Source organism: Acinetobacter sp. 778_lipA (assembly GCF_058242985.1).
Genome location: NZ_JBZAYT010000001.1, coordinates 3534721 through 3554860 on the forward strand (window position 1 = coordinate 3534721; position 20140 = coordinate 3554860).

Below are 20140 nucleotides of genomic sequence, written 5' to 3' on the forward strand. Positions count from 1 at the left end.
TGTTTTTTATTTTTATTTCAGTATTTTATTTTGAATAATTTGTTAAATTCTACATTTAATCTATGTAATCAATCACGGATAAAACCAAAAACTTGAGCATTTTATATTTAATCTAAGCGTTTAATTTATATCAAAATTTTTCATATCATAGTTATTCAGGAGATGATCTAACACCATCTCCTGATCAATTGAATATTCAACATTAAAGCTGTTGATTACGTTTTTTCATACGCGGTTTATACATCATTTGATAGGTCACCGCTAAAATAATCACCCACAACGGGCTGATGATTAAAGCTTTTAAAGTATCAGGCTCAAGACTTAAAATCACCAAAGTAAAGGCAAGGAAGATCAAAACAAGATAAGACATCCATACACCACCTGGCATTTTAAAGTTTGATTTCTCATGTAATTCTGGGCGTAATTTACGGTAGCGTATATAACACACCATAATAATACTCCAGATACTAATGAATAAAATCACACATAAAGAACTGGCTAAGGTAAATGCTTCGACGGTATTTGGAACAAAATATTGTAGTGCTGCACCTGCCATAATAAAGCCACAAGAGAACAACAAACCTTTTGCAGGAACGGCGCGTTTAGACAGCTCAGCCAACTTAGTCGGTGCTTGCCCTTCTTTAGCCAATCCAAACAACATACGACTGGTTGAAAATACACCACTGTTCATCGATGACATTACCGAGGATAAAACCACCAAGTTCATAATCACAGCTGCTGCACCAATACCAGCATGTAGGAACAATGTGACAAATGGGCTTTGATCCGCAGGAATTTCATTCCAAGGGGTTACCGACATCACGATAAAGAGTGCCAATACATAGAACAAAATAATACGGGTCGGAATCGCATTGACCGCTTTAGGTAAGTTCTTTTCAGGATCTTTGGTTTCTGCCGCCATAGTACCAATCAGCTCGACACCGACAAAAGCAAACAAGGCAATTTGGAAACCTGCTAAAAAGCCACTTGCGCCTTTCGGGAACATGCCACCATGCGACCAGACATTGCTAAAGCTTGCAACTGAACCTGTCGGTGCTTGGAAATGGCTCAACACCATATAGCCACCAATAAGAATCAATCCAACAATGGCTAAAATTTTGATCAAAGCAAACCAAAACTCAATTTCACCAAACAACTTTACTGTGAGGAGATTAATTCCCAATACCAAGAGTACGCATCCAGCACTAATTAAGGCTTGTCCCATGGGGGTAAAGGCGGTTCCGTCAGGAAGCCAAAAATTGAGATAATTAATAATTGCAGCTAAATCCGCAATACCCACTAAGATCCAACCGAGCCAGTATGACCAGCCAATATAATAGCCAGCACCCGGACCAATTAAGTCATGTGCCATATCAATAAAGGATTTGTAGTGCAGATTTGAAAGTAAAATTTCACCCAATGCGCGCATCAGGAAAAAGAACATTGCACCAATGATCATATAAATGATCAGAATTGAAGGGCCTGCAAGGGAAATGGTTTTCCCTGAACCCATAAATAAGCCAGTACCAATTGCACCACCAATCGCAATTAATTGTAGGTGACGATTGGATAATTTCCGTTGTAGCTCATTTGGCGACGATGGTACGTCATCTGAATGGCTTGAAGTTGTCATAAAAATATCCTTTTTGACAATTTTTTGGAGGTAAAACCCGCTTGTGGCATAAGAACATTCCCGTTCTATTGTTCTACCTAACGCGAACTGGGCCACATGGTTTACATGTGACCAGCTTTAATTCGGGGCAAATACTGCTTTAATTGTTGACAATAATCAATTCTACTTTATGACAAGCGGTTAATTTATGCCTGCGCCGCAATAACTGCGATCTCAATCAACCAATCTGGATTAACCAAATCAGCTTGAATTGTTGCGCGAGATGGAGCAACACAACCTTCTAACCAATCAATCCAAATGGTGTTAAAAGTTGCAAAATCATCTAAATTTTTGATGTAGACATGCGCAGACAATAAACGTGATTTATCGGTATTTGCCTCAAGCAATAATTGATCAATCGTTGCTAAGATTTCTTGAGTTTGACCAATAATATCCTGTTGGGTGTTTTTAGGAACTTGGCCTGACAAATAAACCACTTTATTGAAAATGGTGACTGCACTCATTACTTGATTGCTGTTGAGTTTTTGAATGTCTGGGTGTTGAACGTTGTTTGACATGTTGATGTCCTTATTTTGAAATTTTAAAATTTACCCGTGCAGTTACACCACACATGAGCTCATAACCTACGGTTCCAGAACTTGCTGCAACTTCATCAATCGGCAGTACAGTTCCATTTGAAGACTGTCCCCAAAGTACCACTTCGCTTCCAACTCGCGCATCTGGGATATGAGTTAAATCAACCGCCAACATATCCATACTGACACGACCAATAGTTTGTGTTCGTACAGAATTGACCAATACTGGTGCATCCATCGAAATACGTTGGTAACCATCTGCATAACCACATGCCACGATTCCGATTTTCATGGCTTGGGTTGCAGTAAATTTAGATCCATAACCCACTGTTTCACTCGGCTGTAAATCTTGAATTGCGATGATTTCACTGCGTAAACTCATGCTTGGTTTAAGATTCCAGTCTTGAATTGAGTGTGTTGGATAGTCAGGAGAACTGCCGTACAGCATAATCCCACTGCGAATATAATCTGAACGTAAATCTTGTGAATGTCGGAGAATGGCCGCACTATTTGAAACTGAACGCTCTCCGTCTAAATCTTGAATGGTTTGTTCAAAAATAGCCTGCTGGTAGGCAATCCCAGATTGCCCCAAACGCTCACCATCTGCATCTGAAAAATGCATCATATGCGTGATAGATTTCACCACCTCGAATTGCTTTAATCTTTGCCACATTGCGCGATACGCATCAGCTTTAAAACCAAGGCGATTCATTCCTGTATTCATTTTTAAAAATACATCGAATTGAGTCTGTGCTGGATTGTCTTTGAGAGATTGGCTTTGAAATTGTTCTAGCCAATTCACTTGTTCTTCATTATGTAGGCTAAAACTTAATTGATACCTTTCACAGTCCAATAAATCATCTGCTGAAAAAATACCTTCTAAGAGCAGAATTGGACCTGTCCATCCCGATGTTCTTAGGCGTTTTGCTTCATCGATATCTAACAAAGCAAAACCATCTGCGGATTTGAATGCATCATAGACACGCTCAATACCGTGTCCATAAGCATTGGCCTTGACCACGGTAAAAACTTTACTTTGTGGCATAAATTGACGGGCGACATTCAAGTTATGCAACAAAGCATCCTGATGGATGACAGCAGTAATTGGTCTAGGCATTTTATTCATCCCTGAATATGGATTGGCGTTGTAAATTATTTATCGCTAAACAATTTATTGATTACTGTTTTAACAATGTGGCTGACTTAAGCAGCGTGTGGATAACGCTGAATAGATAAGCCTTCGGTACTAATATCAGTTTGATGATTAAGTACTAGATCGCTGATTAATTTTCCTGAACCACATGCCATGGTCCAGCCTAAAGTGCCATGCCCTGTATTAAGGAATAAATTTTTAAAACGTGTTGCGCCAATAATTGGTGTGCTGTCTGGGGTCATTGGGCGAAGACCGGTCCAAAATGACGCTTGTGCCAAATCACCACCCGGGAATAAATCTTGGGTCACCATTTCCAACGTGCCACGACGATCAGCATTTAAACCATGATTAAAACCGCTTAATTCTGCCATTCCACCAACACGAATACGTTGATCAAAACGAGTAATCGCAATTTTATAGGTTTCATCCAAAACTGTAGATTGTGGTGCAAATGTTGGATCAACAATCGGGATCGTTAAAGAATAACCTTTCACTGGGTAAACTGGTAAATTCAATTCCAGCGGCTTTAAGAAATCACGTGAATAGCTACCAAAAGCCAATACATAGCGATCAGCAGTTAACACGTCACCATTAACCACTACACCTTTGATTTGATCACCTTCAACCACCAATCTTTCAACATTTTGGTTGAATTTAAACTCGACACCTAAACCTTTGGCTAAATTGGCTAAAGCATTGGTAAATAAATAGCAGTCGCCTGTTTCATCATTTGGAAGATGTAAACCACCGACCAATTTATCTTTGGCATGTTCTAGTGCTGGTTCTACTTTAGCAAGATCATCTTTAAGCAATAACTCATGTGGAACACCACATTCTTTGAGTACAGCAATATCACGCTGAACCATTTCTAATTGAGCTTCATTACGGAAAACTTGCAACGTGCCTTTTGAACGGTTTTCGTATTCAATGCCAGTATCTTTACGCAGTTCTCTTAAACAGTCACGGCTATATTCTGCAACACGTGTCATACGTTCTTTGTTAATCGCATAACTTTCTGAGTTACAGTTTTTAAGCATTTGCGCCATCCACTGTAACTGCCACATACTGCCATCGATATTAATCGCAAGTGGTGCATGATGTTGAAACATCCACTTAACCGCTTTAAACGGAATACCGGGTGCAGCCCACGGTGTCGAATATCCTGGAGAAATTTGACCTGCATTACCAAAGCTGGTTTCTTCAGCTGGACCTGCTTGACGGTCTAAAACTGTAACTTGTGCTCCTTGCTGCGCGAGGTAATATGCACTTGCTACGCCAATCACACCACTACCTAATACTATTACACGCATTTCTTATCCTTTATGCATTTACTAGTTTATTTCACTAGTATATTTTTGGTTCAATAGTTTATTTCACTATTTTTAATGCTAAAATTTAGGTGTTTTAATTTATTGTCGTGAAAAATGATTAAAAAAAAGGGAATAATTGATGCGTAAATTAGACCGTATAGATCGAATGATTTTAGATATTCTTCAAAATGAGGGTCGAATTGCCATCAGCGAGTTGGCTTCACGGGTCAGTTTATCGACCACACCTTGTTCTGAACGCGTCAAACGTTTGGAGCGAGATGGCATCATTATGGGCTATCATGCACGACTAAATCCGAAACATCTTGATCGCAACTTATTGGTTTTTCTAGAAATTAGCTTATCAGCAAAGTCTGGTGACGTGTTTGAACAAGTGGCCAAGGACTTAATGGAAATACCAGAAGTACAAGAGTGCCATCTTATTTCGGGAGATTTTGATTATTTAGTCAAAGCCCGATTAAAAGAAATGAGTGCTTACCGACGCTTACTGGGTGATTTACTAAAAAAACTTCCCTCCTCTGCTTCTTCACACAGCTATATTGTAATGGAAGAAATTAAGGAATCATTGTATTTGGACGTTCGCTAATCCATCATTTTTTATTTTTAGATGGATTGATGTGGTGCATTGCAGATTTGAATATCTCTCCACATTAGATCCAAATTTTACTGCAAGTAGATCTTAAATTGAGCGGTGATGGACTTAAGAGTTTAACGCTTCCCCATCATGCGGTATCTCTACCCAATTGAGTGAATGACATTAAAAGATTATCGGGGGGATTCAGTCCGTGTTTAAATGTGTGATTGCTACTCACTATGTGATTACAAGTAAAATCCCCAACCGAGAATATCTTATCGATGTGTTGGGGATGATTAATTTGATTCGAATTACTCCAATAACCTAGATTTAAACCAGATTTAACAATTCAGAAAACTTTGCAATTCTTGCTTTCGGCACTGCTTCGTCCAACTCTTGTTTTGAACCATATCCATATTCTACCGCAATGGTTTCAATGCCATTTTTACGTGCACCAAAAATATCATGTTCCCGGTCTCCCACCATCAAACACTCTTTTGGATTTAACTTTTCTTTTTCAAGGATATAAGTGATTAACTCACCTTTATTGGTGCGCTCGCCATTTAACTCACTGCCATAGGGATAATCAAAATATTTTAATAAATCAAAATGATCTAAGATTTGCCGTGCATAGACTTCAGGTTTTGCAGTGGCTAAAAACAGTCGATAGCCCTTACTTTTTAAGGCTTCCAAGGTTTGTACTACATCATCAAAAACATGGTTTTCAAATAGGCCAGTTACAGCAAAACGTTCACGATAACCTAATAAAGCTTGCTCAGCTAAAATATCATTTGCTTCAACTTTGAGTAGCTTTGCCAATGATGCCTTTAACGGTGGACCAATAATCCAGTCGATATTTTCACTGTCAGGAATCGGATGCCCAACCTTTGCAAGTCCATAACGTGCAGATGTCGTAATGCCTACTTTTGGGTCGGTTAATGTGCCATCGAGATCAATTAAAATATTCTTTATCACCATCCAATCCTTTAAATCTGTGTTTGAAACAATTATCAAATTACTATCGAGTGTTCTCGCAAACTTGCCTATACTAACGTAAATTTGTGAATTAAGGACATCATCGTGCGCCCTACTGTACTTTGTTTTTCAGGTCTAGACCCTTCTGGTGGTGCTGGTATACAGGCTGATATTGAAGCGATTGGTCAAAGTGGCGCACATGCGGCAATTGCTTGTACAGCATTAACCATTCAAAACTCTCAACAAGTTTTTGGTTTTAAAGCCAGCTCCAAAGAACTACTGCTTGCTCAGGCCAATGCAGTTGTTGGTGATTTACCCATTAAAGCCATCAAATCGGGGATGTTGGGGACGACAGATAATATTGCTGCACTGGCTGAGTTTTTACGTGAACATCCAGATTATCTATATGTACTTGATCCTGTTTTAGTGGCAAATAGTGGTGGTTCACTGGGTAATCAAGAGACCTTGGTTAAAGCCTTTATCGAACTGATTCCTCTAGCAACAATCATTACCCCAAATACGGTAGAATTACGTGCATTAACAGCAGAACAGGACATAGAAAAAGCCACAGCCAAGCTATTTGAAATGGGCGCACAAGCTGTTCTGGTAAAAGGTGGTCATGAAGATACCCCAAACTATATTCGTAATGCCTTATATGTGAACGGTGAAATGATCGCTGAATCTAAATGTCCCCGTTTAGAAGGTGAATACCATGGTTCAGGTTGTTCATTGGCAAGCTTTATTGCAGGACGTTTAGCACTAGGAGATCCGCTTAAAATCGCGGTACAACATGCTGAAACATGGTTATTTGGTGTATTAAAAAATGCCGAAACGCCGATTGAAGGTGGCCAAAAAATTCCAAAGCGCTTTTAAATGTTGAATATTACTCTGCACTTTTGAAAATAGCATCCAAGTTTCAATAAACAGCTGAAACTTGGAAATCCCCTAAAACAATGGGAATGACAACGAGAATAACAATGCATAAAACACTCACGACAATAATGCTATCAAGTTTACTTTTAACCCCATTCGCATTTGCCCAACCTCAACAACAAACTGTAAGTCGCAATATTAACGATGTAGTGAATGGGCAAAAAACCCATTTTATTTTTAAAGATGGCGATGACGAATCAGGTCAACTCATCATTCAAACACCGGCTAAACAGCAAGCATTTGATCTTGCAGAATTACCATTTGAACGTAAAAGACAAATTCATTTTCAAGACTACAATTTTGATGGATTTACCGATATTGCTGTGTCTACACCTGATATGGGAATGGGGGTTTATTCAATTTTTGATATTTTTCTCTATCAACCTAAAAGTAAAGACTATCAAGTGTTGAACCAAGGAAAAATTGATTTTAGTCATGCACAGTGTTCTGGATTGACGGATCTCAAACTGATTACCCACAAGAAACAAATGACCAGCTCATGTCGAGGTGGCGCAAGATGGTGGGTCGACACGTATCAATTTAAAAATGGGCAATGGAAATGGTTAAAGTCTAAAGTGGAGGATGAATGAATTTTCGCTTCATCCTCTACTGAACTTAATGCCATAGATATAATATAAGCATCCAATCATACAAAAAATATAATTTAATCTGTAGAATGTTGATTATGCGTAATATGTTCATTTCTCAGTATATTTATCTTTAAGACTTTGTATATGTTGGCGATTGGTTTTCCACGAATTTTCTAAAATTTCTTTCTCTAGACGATACTGAATACGTTTTAATTTCATTGGAGGAATGTTGATTTGCTTAAATTGTTTTACATAATCTGTCCAACCTGCACCACGAAAGACATTGTTTGGCATTTTGGTTTTAAATTCGCAATCAGACATAAAAACCACGATTGAATGGATCTGAGTGGAATCAACAATATCTGTGAGCACACTTTCTAAAACTTTTTGATGCTTATAATTTTGATGTAATGGGTTTTGGAACTTATAGCTCTTTTTATAAATCTTTTGTGTCCAAATCTTTTGACGCTCGCCACCAAATATCCAACCTTTATAATTCTTTGTTTCAATGACAAAAACACCATAAAGACTTAATAAAATATGATCTATTTGGGTGGTCTGATTTTGCGCATCAGGCAGAGTACAATCATTTAATAAAATATAATTTTCTTTATCTAAATAGACTTTTACATGGGTACTGACAGCAAATTCACCTATTTTCCCTTTTAAAAAGGGCTTAAATAATTTAACTAGCGTAATCGCAACGAAAAGTAAAACGATCCAACCTAGATTTGATAAGAATGATGTAAAAATTTGAGCAAGCATTTTAAATTGTAATGTAATAATAAATAGCGTTGAGTCTATGGCACTTGTTCAATTTTTAAAAGAATATCCTTATTATCCAACCCACCCGCAAAACCCACTAATTTACCATCTGCCCCGACCACACGATGACATGGTGCAATAATAGAGATGGGATTTTTACCATTCGCTGCACCCACTGCCCGAACCGCTTTGACATTTCCAATCTGTTCTGCGATCTCTTTATAGCTACGCGTTTCACCAAATGGAATCGTCAATAAAGCTTGCCAAACTTTTTGCTGAAACTCAGTCCCCGCAAAATCTAGCGGTAAATCAAACTGGGTTCTTTTTCCTTGAAAATATTCATTCAATTGTTTCGCCGTCTCCAACAAAACTGGATGCGTATTGTTTTTAATTAATTCAGCCAGACGAACCCGTTTAGGATTTTCATTTTCCCAAAGTACTGCAACCAAGGCATGATCATGGGCGACTAATTTTAATATCCCGACTGGGGAACTCATTTCCATAAATGCAAGTTGCATGTCCTTATTCCCTTTCCAACTCAGCAACAGCTTAACTTAGCTTGAAGATAATTTCATCAAAATAAGACCTGAAATAATCAATACAGCAGCCAACATCCGCATCGCTGAGGCTGGTTCACCTAAAAAGAAAATTCCGACGGCAAATGAACCAATCGCACCAATCCCTGTCCACACCGTATAAGCGGTACCAAGTGGTAATGTTTTCATTGCATAAGAAAGTAAAGCAAAACTTGCGATCATAAAGATGATGGTCAAAATACTAGGTGTCAATTTAGTAAACCCATCAGACACCTTCATAAAATATGCCCAAACCACTTCAAACAAACCAGCAACTGCCAATAAAACCCATGCCATTATATATTCACCATTTTCTATTGGGTGTTTCCAATATTGATTACACCATGAACTACACATAAAAAAAGTGCTACCTCCTACAGAAATAGCACTTAAATATTTAAATAAATTAAGACGAAGAAAGTTTCATTAAAACTAAGCCAGAAACAATCAGTACAGCAGCGAACATACGCATTGCTGTTGCAGGTTCGCCTAAAATAAAAATACCAACCAAGAATGAGCCTATCGCTCCAATCCCAGTCCAAATGGTATAAGCAGTTCCCAATGGCAAAGTACGCATCGCATATGCCAATAGACCAAAGCTTAAAATCATGAAAAATAAGGTGACAATACTTGGTGTAAGCTTTGTAAAACCTTCGGACAATTTCATGCTATATGCCCAAACGATTTCAAAGATACCTGCGAAAATAAGAAAAACCCAAGCCATGACCAGCTCCAAATTTAAATTAGAATCAGGCCGTCCTGACGATTTTTCTCAAATTGAGGGAGGTCGTTCCTCCTGAAGAACGCTAATTATATCAACTCATGTTGAGGAGTTTATTAAAATTTACAAAATTTGACCTTTTTTACATTTCGAATAATTTTTTTTCGTGAGGCTTACTTTATGATCAAGCATGCTAAATATAAAAATCAGGAATCAAAACCATGAAACATGATTATTGGGGTGATATCCACCCGAGCTGGGCTGGGCTTAGTTCAGAAACATTTTTTTCACATTGTTTTTTTAATCAAAATGCTGATCGGGAGATTTTCTTAGGGGAAGAGTTTGATGAAGATGGCGAAGAGATCGAAGAAGCACCCAATCTTGATCAACTCAACGCTTTTGCAAAAACCTACCAATTATTTATCAACAGTATTGAACAACATATTCAGACCATTCAGCAACATGCTTTTGAACGCTATCAAAAGCTTTATGCACATTATTATGAAAATCCAGAAAAATCCGGTAAGGCTGCATTGAATATTCAGGATGTGGAATCCCATAATCCTTATATTCAGACCATGTTAAATTTGCGTGTGAGCGCACCCGATAGCTTAACCCTCTCTATTCACTATGATTTAGATACAGAGCATGGAATGGAATTTAAGTTTGTAAATAATCAGCTTGAATGTGTCGCTGGCATTGCAGAAACGTAAAAGGTCACTCCTAAAGAAGTGACCTTTTGCTTTATACAAAAAACTAAAGCTTAGAATCTAAAACGCAGACCTGCACCATATAACCAACCTGATTCGGACTTAGTTGCAGTTTGCCATGCTGTCTCTTTTTTACCTTTAGAATATGTATAGGCCACACTCACATAAGGCATCACCTTTTTTGTAATTTCATAACGGGTTTCTAAACCTGTTTTAATACTGTTTAGGCCTGTTTTTTGGGCATAGCGTGAATCATCGCTAAATACCACATTTAAATCTAAATAAGGCTTTAAAATCAGCTTTTGTGTCAATAATAAATCACGTTCAGTTTCTAGGCTAAATGCAACCCGACTGTCCTGTCCGAAATACAGATAAGCATCTGTTTCAAAAAAGTACTGCGCCAAGCCGTGTAAACCCAAAGCCGCATCTACACGTTCCTGATCAGTGGTTCGCTCAGGATTATCACTGTAACGCACACCCGCCTGTACATCCCAAAAATCAGCAATGTTACGGCTATAGAGGGCACTTAGATCATATTCTATTTTGTCTGATTCAGCCTTACTGGAGCTCCCTTTAATGAATAACTTATTTTCATCAGTACCTATGCGTAACTCTAAAGATGAATCTAAAGTACCTTTTCCATCTTCATCCAGCATCCAAGCATTATCAATAGTCACTCGCTGATAAACCTGCGCACCATGTTCTTTACCATGATCATGGGTACTATGCGAAGCTACGCTTTCCGCCCCCTTAGTGGTTGTAATCGCTTGATGCTGTGTATGATCTACAACATTGCTTTGCTTATCCAACTGATTCATTTTTGAATGATCCATGCTTGAATGATCAGTCACTACAGTTGATTCAGTCGCAATACTCTCATCACTTTGCATCTGATGCCCTTCATGGGCCAAAGCCAAACCACTCAGCATAAGTAATGAACTTGCCAGAGCTGATTTAGAAAAAAGATTAATGATTTGCATGTTCGTCCCCTTTCACTTCAGCCTTTTGAGTGGTATTTGTTGTTTGAACTGGCTGGGTGGACACTTTGCCATCACTCACATTGGCAACAATCAATTTATTCATCATCCCTGCACTCATGTGGTAGAGCAAATGACAATGGATTGCCCATTCACCCAATTCATCAGCGGTTAATAATGCTGTAACTGTTTTTGCAGGTGGTACAATAATGGTGTGTTTATTGGGCATATACACAGCAGGCTGACCATTTTCAAGTTGCATAAACATGCCGTGTAAATGCATTGGATGCGCCATCATACTGTCATTGATAAATTTAATTCGGATACGTTCGCCATATTTCACTTTGAGTGGTTCAGCATCACTGAATTTTTTACCATTGATCGTCCAAACATAACGCTCCATGGTTCCGCCTAAGCGAATCACCAATTCACTGGTGGCATCACGAGTATCAGGTTGTGGGGTTAGTGATTTTAAATCACTGTATTGCAGTGCTTTATCTCCTTGCGGGGTCGAAGCATTTGCCCACCCATAAACCGCTTGGTCATTTTTTTGAACTGCAGATGAGCTGTTATGCTGTGAATGATCCATAGCTTGCGTATCATTCGCATTCATTTCTGAATGCTCCATACCTTGCATAGCATCAGCACTCATTTTTGAATGGTCCATGCCCTGCATATCATTCGCACTCATTTTCGAGTGATCCATGCCTTGCATAGCATCAGTATTCATTTTTGAATGGTCCATGCCTTGCATATCGTCAGCACTCATTTTTGAATGGTCCATACCCTGCATATCATTCCCATTCATTTTTGAATGGTCCATGCCTGACATATCACCCATACTCATCTTGGAGTGATCCATCCCTCCGCTACCATGACCTCCCATATCATCCATAGTTAGCAGAGCACGTGGACGAGCAGCAGGCATATGAATAGCAGCACTTTTTGCTGTTAATTCATTGTGGAGTGTTCCAATCGCAAATCCTGAACGGTCAATAGACTCTGCTTCGATCTGATAATGACTGATTTTAGGTTCAACAATCACATCATAGGTTTCTGCTGTACCAATACGAAACTCATCCACACTCACAGGTTTTACTGGTTGACCATCGGCACTGACCACTGTCATTTTTAGCTGAGGGATGCGTACATCAAAGAACGACATTGCCGATGCATTCACAAAGCGGAGTCGAACTTTTTCATTTGGCTTAAACTGACCTGTCCAATTTTGTTCAGGCGTTTTCCCGTTTACAAGAAAGGTGTAACCCGTCACATCAGACATATCTGTTTTTAACATACGCATCTGATTCCACATTTTGCGATCAGACCGTGTTGCTTTTAAACCATCACGTTGTAACTGTTTCCAAACATCCCCTAATGTTTCACGTCGATTTTGATAATATTCTGCGGAAACCTTTAGATTTTTTTGGATCTGGTCACTGGTTTGCTCATGGAAATCCGACAACATCACCACATAATCACGATCTGTGCGTTCATGCGCTGCCAGCGGTTTTTTATTCTTTGGATAAATCACTAAAGAACCATATAAACCATCTTGTTCTTGGCCTTTCGAATGGGCATGATACCAATAGGTTCCACTCTGACGAACTTTGAACTTATAGACAAATTCTTCGTTGGGTTTGATCCCGTTATAACCATTAAAGCCAGGTACACCATCCATAATGCCGGGCAATAATAGGCCATGCCAGTGGATCGATGAATCCTGATTCTTTAAATTATTTTTAACACGAATCACCGCTTCATCACCTTCTTCAAATTCTAAAAGTGGTGCGGGAAACTGGCCATTTACAGTAATTCGTTTTACCGGTTTACCTGTTACATTGACGATTCCTTCATCAATGCTGAGTTGATATTCTTTGATTGCGGCAATTCCCCAAGTTGAGGAGACCAAGCACAATGTCGCAACCAAGCTTTGAGCTAATCGCTTTTGAGATAACTGAATAAACATAACTTAACCTAAATTTTAACAAGCAATTTTGAATAAAAAAGTGTCTAAAATCAGATTAAGCTTTTGGAGGACGTAGGATTTCTTGCCAATGCCCTGCGAGGTGCTGAGCTTGGTAATTGATTTGATAGGCTTGAGTGTTGTGCAGATGATCGGGTGCAATCAATTTGGGAATATCAGGATTGAACCAAACCACTGAAGATTGGCATGATAATGCAGCACAGTCTAGGCATTTGCTCTGCTGCGTATCTTGAGATTGAACCTGTAGATTATGGCAATCTTTTAAATTTTGCACCTGCTGCTCATGATTGAGACGCAATTTTTGATCATTTTGTTTTTGTTGTATGTCTAAACAGTGTTGTTTCATTTCTTTTACAGTACTGTTTTTCATCATCGATTGATGTTCATCTAAAAGTGATGCATTCATCATTTGCGCATGTTGCATTATATTTACAGATGCAATAGACACACTGCTCCAACCTATGGCAAAAACCATAAGACAAACAAACCAAAGCTGTTTGTGCAGTTGTCTAAACAAAACTAAAACCTATGTTTTAATCCATAATGAAGCTAAGAGCATAGCCAATAATAACGATTTTGGCAAATATCATGTGGAAAGATTGCCAATATCACTGAATAATTTAGCATCAATTCTACTTTGAATAAAAAATGAATAATCAAATTGATGAAGAGCAGATAATTTTTATAACAAAAGAGCCCATTTGGGCTCTTTTTAAACAGAAATTGCATACATGATAAACGATTGATCACCCTTTGATTAATCTATACCCAGCTTATCCATATGCTTATCAACATGGTTATCCATATAGTTATCATCAGAGTTATCCACAATTCACACAATACACTTGTGGAAAAGTTTAAGCCGAAACTTGTCCAACTTTTGCTAATTCAGCACGCATTTCGTTAATCACAGCTTGATAATCAGGTTTACTAAAAATCGCCGAACCAGCAACAAACATATCAGCTCCTGCTTCAGCAATTTCACGGATATTTGCTGGGCCAACACCGCCATCAATTTCTAACCGAATGTCACGACCTGAAGCATCAATAATTTTACGCGCTTCGCGTAATTTATCCAAAGTCGTTGGAATAAATTTTTGGCCGCCAAAGCCAGGGTTTACACTCATTAAAAGCACTTGATCCACTTTATCTAAAACATAGTCGAGATAATGCAAAGGTGTTGCTGGATTAAATACCAAACCTGCTTTAGCACCACCATCTTTAATCAATTGTAATGAACGGTCAATATGATGTGTTGCTTCAGGATGAAAAGTAATAATATCTGCGCCTGCTTCTAAGAAATCACCAATCATACGATCCACAGGTGAAACCATAAGATGCACATCAATCGGGGCTTTGATCCCATATTTCTTTAATGCCTTACATATACCCGCACCAAAAGTTAGGTTTGGAACATAGTGGTTATCCATGACATCAAAGTGGACAACATCTGCACCAGCTGCCAATACTTTTTCCACATCTTCACCCAGACGGGCAAAATCGGCAGATAAAATTGAAGGTGCAATCAGAAATGGCTTGGACATGAAACAACCTGGCAAAGAGAAATATTTTTCCCATTATAACAAACTTACCTTATTGGGTTGTTTTAAAAAGCAACAGTTTTACTTATCTTGGTCATTTATCAGGTCATAGCAATTAATCTGATTGAATGAGTGACTGTCTATTACTTGATGATATGGGTTTTAGCGAATAATCTAATCTTTTGAGAAAATACAAAAAAATAAAGGGCTTCATTAAGCCCTAGATCAAGTCACCACCACCTTGCACAATCTATAGATAAAACATCGCTTATCTATACTGCTTAAGGTTTAGCCTGTTGTTTTTTCTCAAAATCACGAACCATTTTAACGCGTTCTTCAGTTGCAGGATGTGAAGATAAGGCATCAAAAATCTCTAGAGAGCTTTCTTTTTCACTAGATTCATTTTGAGGTTGTTTTTTATTTGGATCCGCTTTTTTATCAGCTTCTGCTGTTTTACCTGATTGCTTTGGTTTTTCTTCCAGTGCAGTTTCATCACTTAAGCGTTGTAAGAAATTCGCAAAATGAGACACTTCAATGCCTTTACGATCCATCAATTTCAGCGCATACATATCCGCCTCAGCTTCAAATTTACGTGAATAATTTGCACCGATCATCGCGGCAGGTAACGAGGTCAATAGGTCTGAACTATCACCCGTCATGGCAATATACAACACACTCAACCCCAGACTGGTCAAGCCTTGTTGTAAACTATGCCGTTCAACCAAATGCCCTTGCTCATGAGCCAATACACCTAAAATCTCTTGATCACTATGCGCCATTTCAATCAACTCATCAGTGATAATAATGGTATTGTTGGGTAAAGCCACTGCATTGGCACCCAATTGCCCACCTTCACGGAAGACCAATTTTGCAGGTTTTCCTTCAGCGATGGTATTTAGATATTGCTTGGAAATTAGATCTTTTTGACCTTGTGCCAAATGACTGGGGTTAGTCCAATTATTCAATACATATTTTTCCGCTTCATCACCTAATTTATTCAAACTATTTTCAGGCAGCTGAAAAGCAACATAATGTGATGCTGCTGGAACACCCCATTTCACTAAAGCAAAAACAAAAACCGCGACAAAGACGATACTGAATACAATTAAACTTGGAGAACGTTCTAATTTCCAAATTGAATGCTGAACATTTTTAGTCCCAAAATTAAACCATTCTGGTAAAGCCCCCTGAAACTCAATCCTAGCGTCATCTTTAAGCTCAATCGCAGGATTTAATTGCCCCAGTGCGCCAATTAATTCCATATCGCGATATGCATAACGGCGTTGATGCTCTAAACGCTCACCATACTGAATCAGCACTTCGAACTCAGATTGAGCAGAAAGTTGGGCATGGTGTGGTTTAGACACCACACCATCATAGAAAATGACTTCTATTGGTCGTGACATAAATTATTCAACTCATATCATTATAAAGAAATATCAATGTCGAAGATGTCACTAATTTCTTCAGCTAAAGCACTTTGCTCTTGCTGTGCAAGATTCATCATTTGATCTGGATCATCATGCAAAATTAAACTCATCGAATCAACTTGATATTTGTGAATACGAATTGCCGCCCATGCAGACATTAAACCAATGCTTAGAATTTTAACCAGCCAATTTGATGCCACAATCCATGCATAACGCCATTGATTACAATCTGTTTTAAATTGGCTACTCCCCACCGTTGTATTGTTCCATGTAGTAATAAAAATACGTGCTGCGATCAATGGATAAATAAACAAACCTGCCACAGCATACATTGCAAAGACACCAAAGATAAAAAAGTTTGGTGTATACCCAGCAATAAAACCGATAATACCAAAATAGATAATGCCAAATACAAGCATGATTCCAAAAGACATAAAAATTGGAATGTAGACTGCACCCATATAAGCTGACCAATCGGCATTCAATTTAAAATCCAACTGACCTGCATATAAATGATCAATGTAGTATTTTTTATACAACCAGATCGCAACAGGAGAAAATATACCTAAACTAAAAATATAAATTAAAATACTAAGAAAAAAGACTTTATAGGATTCTTTTGTGGTTCCCGCAAAATAAAAACGACTATTTCCAAACTTACTATTTCTTGCAGTAAAGCGCATTGTTGCCCGAATAAGCCAAGGTACAGCTGCATATAGCACAACTAGACCAACTACCGTTGCAATCATGGAATACTGCGAGGAAATTGAAAAGGCTGCATAAATACCCAATGCAATCAATCGTCCAACTAAAATCTTGGTTGGAATACCCGTGAAGTCAAAACGTCTTTTAAAGAATTCAGTATTGCCATAAAAATAACGTAAACGACGCACTTTCGCCCAAGGTGCATACAAACTTAAGGTGATGATGGTCAATAGGATATTCACAATCCATATACCAAAATATTCCATCGCATCACCGTGAAATTTAAAACGATGAATTTTAGGATACTGCTGGTCTATGGGTTGCTGTATTTCTGGTGGTGTAGCGCCCTTTTCCAAATTCAAATGACTTGGAAATGGAGGCGGTATTTGTTCTTGCATATTCTTCTCTTTATTTAAATTATTTAATGACAATCTAAAATGATATGAAATAAAACCTCAAAAAGTAGTTTATATTTTTTCTAAGCTGAAAGAAATAGAGTAAAAGTAAACTATAGTTTACTTTTACTCAAAATTTAATTTTTTGTTAGGTGACCCAACTATTTTTGCAATTGCAAAGCATGAAACTGTAAATGGTCATCAATAAAGCTTTGAATGAAATAATAACCATGATCATAGCCTTCATGAAATCTTAATGTGATTTTTTGCCCTACTTTATTACAGGCTTTCTGGTATTTCTCAGGATTCAATTGACTAAAAAACTGATCTTTTAAGCCTTGATCGATAAGTATTTCGTCAAATAACTGACCTTTAGAAAGCAGTAACTGGGTTGCATCATGCTTTGCCCATTCTGAACGATTATTCGATCCTAAATAATGAGAAAAAGCCTTCTCACCCCAAGGGCATTCAGTAGGCGCACAAATCGGGGCAAATGCGGACACTGATTTAAAATAATTTGGATGTTTCCAAGCAAGTGTTAATGCGCCATGCCCGCCCATGCTGTGACCAAATATTCCCACTGCCTCAGATTGAATTGGAAAAGTTTTTATCAGTAATGGATAAAGTTCATCTACAATATAACTTTCCATCTGAAAATGCTCAGCCCAAGGTGCTTGAGTTGCATTAATATAAAATCCGGCACCCTGTCCCAAATCCCATGAATCACCTTGCGCAACCTGTTCACCACGAGGCGATGTATCTGGTGTAATCAAGATCAAGCCAAGCTGAGATGCCAACCGTTGCGCATGTGCTTTAATAATAAAGGTTTCTTCCGTACAAGTCAGTCCTGCTAAATAGAATAATGCAGGACATTTCTGTCCTTTTAATGCTTGAGGCGGAAGATATGTCGCAAACTTCGTTGCCCCTTTTAAATAATTTGACTGAATTTGGTAAATTCTTTGTTCACCATCAAAACAGATATTTTTACTTAAAAGTTCCATTCGCGCATCGCTCCATATTTCGATCTTTAAATTGTTTAGAACTACAGTCTTAAAGCATCAATACAATCAACCTAAATATAAATTAAAAGCGCTTTTGCTTTCGCATTTAAAGCGCCGCTATTTATCATGGCTTTTGTTGTGTATTCAGTTTTACATTTTGAGTTTGAGCAGTAGTAATAGCCCCTTGTTGTGGAAATAAATGTTGTTCCAATTGCGGTAACATCATTTCCATATTTTTCCCAATCACCCATTGCGGTTCAGATGGATCAAAGCCTTGTGCATTTTCCCATTTCGCAACTGTTTCAGTCGCTTCTTTAAATGCGGCTTTGAGAGAGCCTTGTTCACGCATTGCCTGATCAAAGAAAGCTCGACCAAAATAAGTATAATCAGCTTCATTTGAACAACCAAATGAAGCACGGTCTGCTGCAGAAGCAGTAATAATCAAAGTATCTGGTGATTGGAGTGCTGAAACAAAGCTACCTGAATAACAGGCTGAAATCACAATCACTTTCCAACGAATACCCGATTTGTCTAGGGTTTCTCTTAACCATTTTGGATCGACATCATCCAAATTAATCGGTTCATTTTCTAGTTCAAAACGATTAGGTAAGCCATGAGAAGTCATATAAAGAAACAATACATCACTTTCGCGATTCATCTGTTGACCAATACGGCGTAAAGCAAGGTCGATACTGGTTTTAGATGCAATAGGAGTGTCTTTAATGCTTTGTGGGTTATTAACCAACTCGACAGAGCGTCCAAAAGTTCCAAAACGGGTATCAAATTGTTCTTTAATTCGATCAATTTCAAATTTAAATACGTCTTGATAACTAGCACCAGCAACACCCAAAAAGTACCAATGTGTTTGAGCAAACTCACCAAACTGCACCTGTTCCAATGCTTTATTGAGCAAATGACTTTGTGCATAAAAAGCACTTTCACTGAGACTCGGAGGAACTTCTTCTACTTTCCAAATTGGCTGTTCCTTGATCGAAACCTGCCAAGTGAACAAAGTGGCTATTGTAGCAAACATGATTAAGGCACGTTCCCACCATGGCCATTGTAATTCTCTTGAAAAAACCCATACTACAGCAAGGCTTTGCCAAATAAACAAAGCAAAAAATAGCAATGGGATCACATCATAAGTGAAATAAGGCAGTAGATCTTGGTTGCCCAAATATTGAAGCAAACATTGAAACAACATGATATGCGTATCAAGCACTAACCATAACAGTGCTGGAACCAACATCAAGCGTGGATTATTGGTACGTTGTGATAGAAAAATCCCCACAATCAAGGCAATAAAAGGCCACAATGCATAGCTGACAAGACCCTGTCGATTAAAAACACCACCATCACCAGCAACTAACCAGCTAAACAGTGTATTGGCACCTGCACCCAACAGTCCCCAAAAAATCAGTTGAAGAATAGATGGACGAACAATTTGTAAAGACTTTCGCGAACCTAAGAATAACCAAATCCCTGCACGTTGGTTACTTTTCAAATCATGCCAAAAGTTAATCGAGGGTTTAAGATCTATCATAAAGATTCTGTTAAGGCAGTGGCTTCAAT

At 38.3% G+C, this 20140-nt stretch carries 21 protein-coding genes; 4 read left to right on the forward strand and 17 right to left on the reverse strand.

All coding sequences use genetic code 11. The features are described 5' to 3' along the window. Positions 1–202: 202 nt before the first annotated feature. The 4 genes from AC4CUY_RS16660 to AC4CUY_RS16675 form a co-directional block, all read right to left on the reverse strand. On the reverse strand, positions 203–1633 hold the full coding sequence (locus tag AC4CUY_RS16660; RefSeq protein WP_004723666.1) for an amino acid permease: 1431 nt from the start codon (positions 1631–1633) through the stop codon (positions 203–205). Positions 1634–1818: 185 nt separating this feature from the next. Then, positions 1819–2190 (reverse strand): RidA family protein, encoded by a 372-nt coding sequence (locus AC4CUY_RS16665; protein ID WP_336952061.1) that lies wholly within the window; start codon positions 2188–2190, stop codon positions 1819–1821. A 10-nt stretch (positions 2191–2200) separates the two neighbouring features. After that, positions 2201–3325: an alanine racemase gene (gene alr, locus AC4CUY_RS16670; protein WP_490774474.1), complete on the reverse strand. Its 1125-nt coding sequence runs from the start codon at positions 3323–3325 to the stop codon at positions 2201–2203. An 86-nt stretch (positions 3326–3411) separates the two neighbouring features. After that, positions 3412–4671: a D-amino acid dehydrogenase gene (locus AC4CUY_RS16675; RefSeq protein WP_336952064.1), complete on the reverse strand. Its 1260-nt coding sequence runs from the start codon at positions 4669–4671 to the stop codon at positions 3412–3414. Positions 4672–4810: 139 nt separating this feature from the next. Between AC4CUY_RS16675 and AC4CUY_RS16680 the strand changes: the two genes are divergently transcribed. Beyond that, positions 4811–5275 carry an Lrp/AsnC ligand binding domain-containing protein gene (locus tag AC4CUY_RS16680; RefSeq protein WP_004723670.1) on the forward strand — a complete coding sequence of 155 codons (465 nt, stop codon included), beginning with the start codon at positions 4811–4813 and terminating at the stop codon, positions 5273–5275. A gap of 318 nt (positions 5276–5593) precedes the next feature. Here the strand turns inward: AC4CUY_RS16680 and AC4CUY_RS16685 are convergent, their stop codons facing one another. Then, positions 5594–6241: an HAD-IA family hydrolase gene (locus tag AC4CUY_RS16685; RefSeq protein ID WP_419328215.1), complete on the reverse strand. Its 648-nt coding sequence runs from the start codon at positions 6239–6241 to the stop codon at positions 5594–5596. A gap of 102 nt (positions 6242–6343) precedes the next feature. On the opposite strand from AC4CUY_RS16685, the gene AC4CUY_RS16690 reads away from it, so the two are divergent. Both AC4CUY_RS16690 and AC4CUY_RS16695 read left to right on the forward strand, forming a co-directional pair. Beyond that, on the forward strand, positions 6344–7111 hold the full coding sequence (locus tag AC4CUY_RS16690; RefSeq protein ID WP_336952066.1) for a hydroxymethylpyrimidine/phosphomethylpyrimidine kinase: 768 nt from the start codon (positions 6344–6346) through the stop codon (positions 7109–7111). Between the two features lie 104 nt (positions 7112–7215). Further along, positions 7216–7761 carry an XAC2610-related protein gene (locus AC4CUY_RS16695; protein ID WP_336952067.1) on the forward strand — a complete coding sequence of 182 codons (546 nt, stop codon included), beginning with the start codon at positions 7216–7218 and terminating at the stop codon, positions 7759–7761. Between the two features lie 108 nt (positions 7762–7869). Here AC4CUY_RS16695 and AC4CUY_RS16700 read toward each other — a convergent pair whose 3' ends face one another. The 4 genes from AC4CUY_RS16700 to AC4CUY_RS16715 all read right to left on the reverse strand — a co-directional run bounded on the left by AC4CUY_RS16700 (position 7870) and on the right by AC4CUY_RS16715 (position 9825). After that, positions 7870–8526 (reverse strand): nuclease-related domain-containing protein, encoded by a 657-nt coding sequence (locus AC4CUY_RS16700; protein WP_419328214.1) that lies wholly within the window; start codon positions 8524–8526, stop codon positions 7870–7872. Positions 8527–8561: 35 nt separating this feature from the next. Further along, positions 8562–9044 carry a methylated-DNA--[protein]-cysteine S-methyltransferase gene (locus tag AC4CUY_RS16705; protein ID WP_336952069.1) on the reverse strand — a complete coding sequence of 161 codons (483 nt, stop codon included), beginning with the start codon at positions 9042–9044 and terminating at the stop codon, positions 8562–8564. 36 nt (positions 9045–9080) lie between these two features. After that, positions 9081–9398 (reverse strand): DMT family transporter, encoded by a 318-nt coding sequence (locus tag AC4CUY_RS16710; protein WP_336952070.1) that lies wholly within the window; start codon positions 9396–9398, stop codon positions 9081–9083. A gap of 109 nt (positions 9399–9507) precedes the next feature. Next, positions 9508–9825 (reverse strand): DMT family transporter, encoded by a 318-nt coding sequence (locus AC4CUY_RS16715; RefSeq protein WP_004723678.1) that lies wholly within the window; start codon positions 9823–9825, stop codon positions 9508–9510. A 218-nt stretch (positions 9826–10043) separates the two neighbouring features. On the opposite strand from AC4CUY_RS16715, the gene AC4CUY_RS16720 reads away from it, so the two are divergent. After that, on the forward strand, positions 10044–10535 hold the full coding sequence (locus AC4CUY_RS16720; RefSeq protein ID WP_490774475.1) for a DUF6985 domain-containing protein: 492 nt from the start codon (positions 10044–10046) through the stop codon (positions 10533–10535). 50 nt (positions 10536–10585) lie between these two features. Here AC4CUY_RS16720 and AC4CUY_RS16725 read toward each other — a convergent pair whose 3' ends face one another. The 8 genes from AC4CUY_RS16725 to AC4CUY_RS16760 all read right to left on the reverse strand — a co-directional run bounded on the left by AC4CUY_RS16725 (position 10586) and on the right by AC4CUY_RS16760 (position 20111). Then, entirely contained in the window at positions 10586–11512 is a 927-nt protein-coding gene (locus tag AC4CUY_RS16725) for a copper resistance protein B (protein WP_490774476.1), read from the reverse strand. Next, a complete protein-coding gene (locus AC4CUY_RS16730; protein ID WP_490774477.1) occupies positions 11499–13478 on the reverse strand; it encodes a multicopper oxidase domain-containing protein in 1980 nt (659 codons plus the stop codon). The genes AC4CUY_RS16725 and AC4CUY_RS16730 overlap by 14 nt, the downstream gene beginning before the upstream one ends. A 55-nt stretch (positions 13479–13533) precedes the next feature. Continuing rightward, complete coding sequence (locus AC4CUY_RS16735; RefSeq protein ID WP_419360705.1) at positions 13534–13944, reverse strand: hypothetical protein; 411 nt, start codon at positions 13942–13944, stop codon at positions 13534–13536. A gap of 409 nt (positions 13945–14353) precedes the next feature. Then, positions 14354–15040, reverse strand: a complete 687-nt coding sequence (rpe, locus tag AC4CUY_RS16740; protein ID WP_419330484.1) for a ribulose-phosphate 3-epimerase — start codon at positions 15038–15040, stop codon at positions 14354–14356. A gap of 278 nt (positions 15041–15318) precedes the next feature. Beyond that, a complete protein-coding gene (locus AC4CUY_RS16745; protein ID WP_336952077.1) occupies positions 15319–16443 on the reverse strand; it encodes a M48 family metallopeptidase in 1125 nt (374 codons plus the stop codon). A gap of 20 nt (positions 16444–16463) precedes the next feature. Further along, positions 16464–17570 carry a YjgN family protein gene (locus AC4CUY_RS16750; protein ID WP_336952078.1) on the reverse strand — a complete coding sequence of 369 codons (1107 nt, stop codon included), beginning with the start codon at positions 17568–17570 and terminating at the stop codon, positions 16464–16466. Positions 17571–17728: 158 nt separating this feature from the next. Beyond that, positions 17729–18568 (reverse strand): S-formylglutathione hydrolase, encoded by an 840-nt coding sequence (gene fghA, locus AC4CUY_RS16755; RefSeq protein ID WP_336952079.1) that lies wholly within the window; start codon positions 18566–18568, stop codon positions 17729–17731. A 124-nt stretch (positions 18569–18692) separates the two neighbouring features. Continuing rightward, complete coding sequence (locus tag AC4CUY_RS16760; RefSeq protein ID WP_336952080.1) at positions 18693–20111, reverse strand: C13 family peptidase; 1419 nt, start codon at positions 20109–20111, stop codon at positions 18693–18695. Positions 20112–20140: the final 29 nt, after the last annotated feature.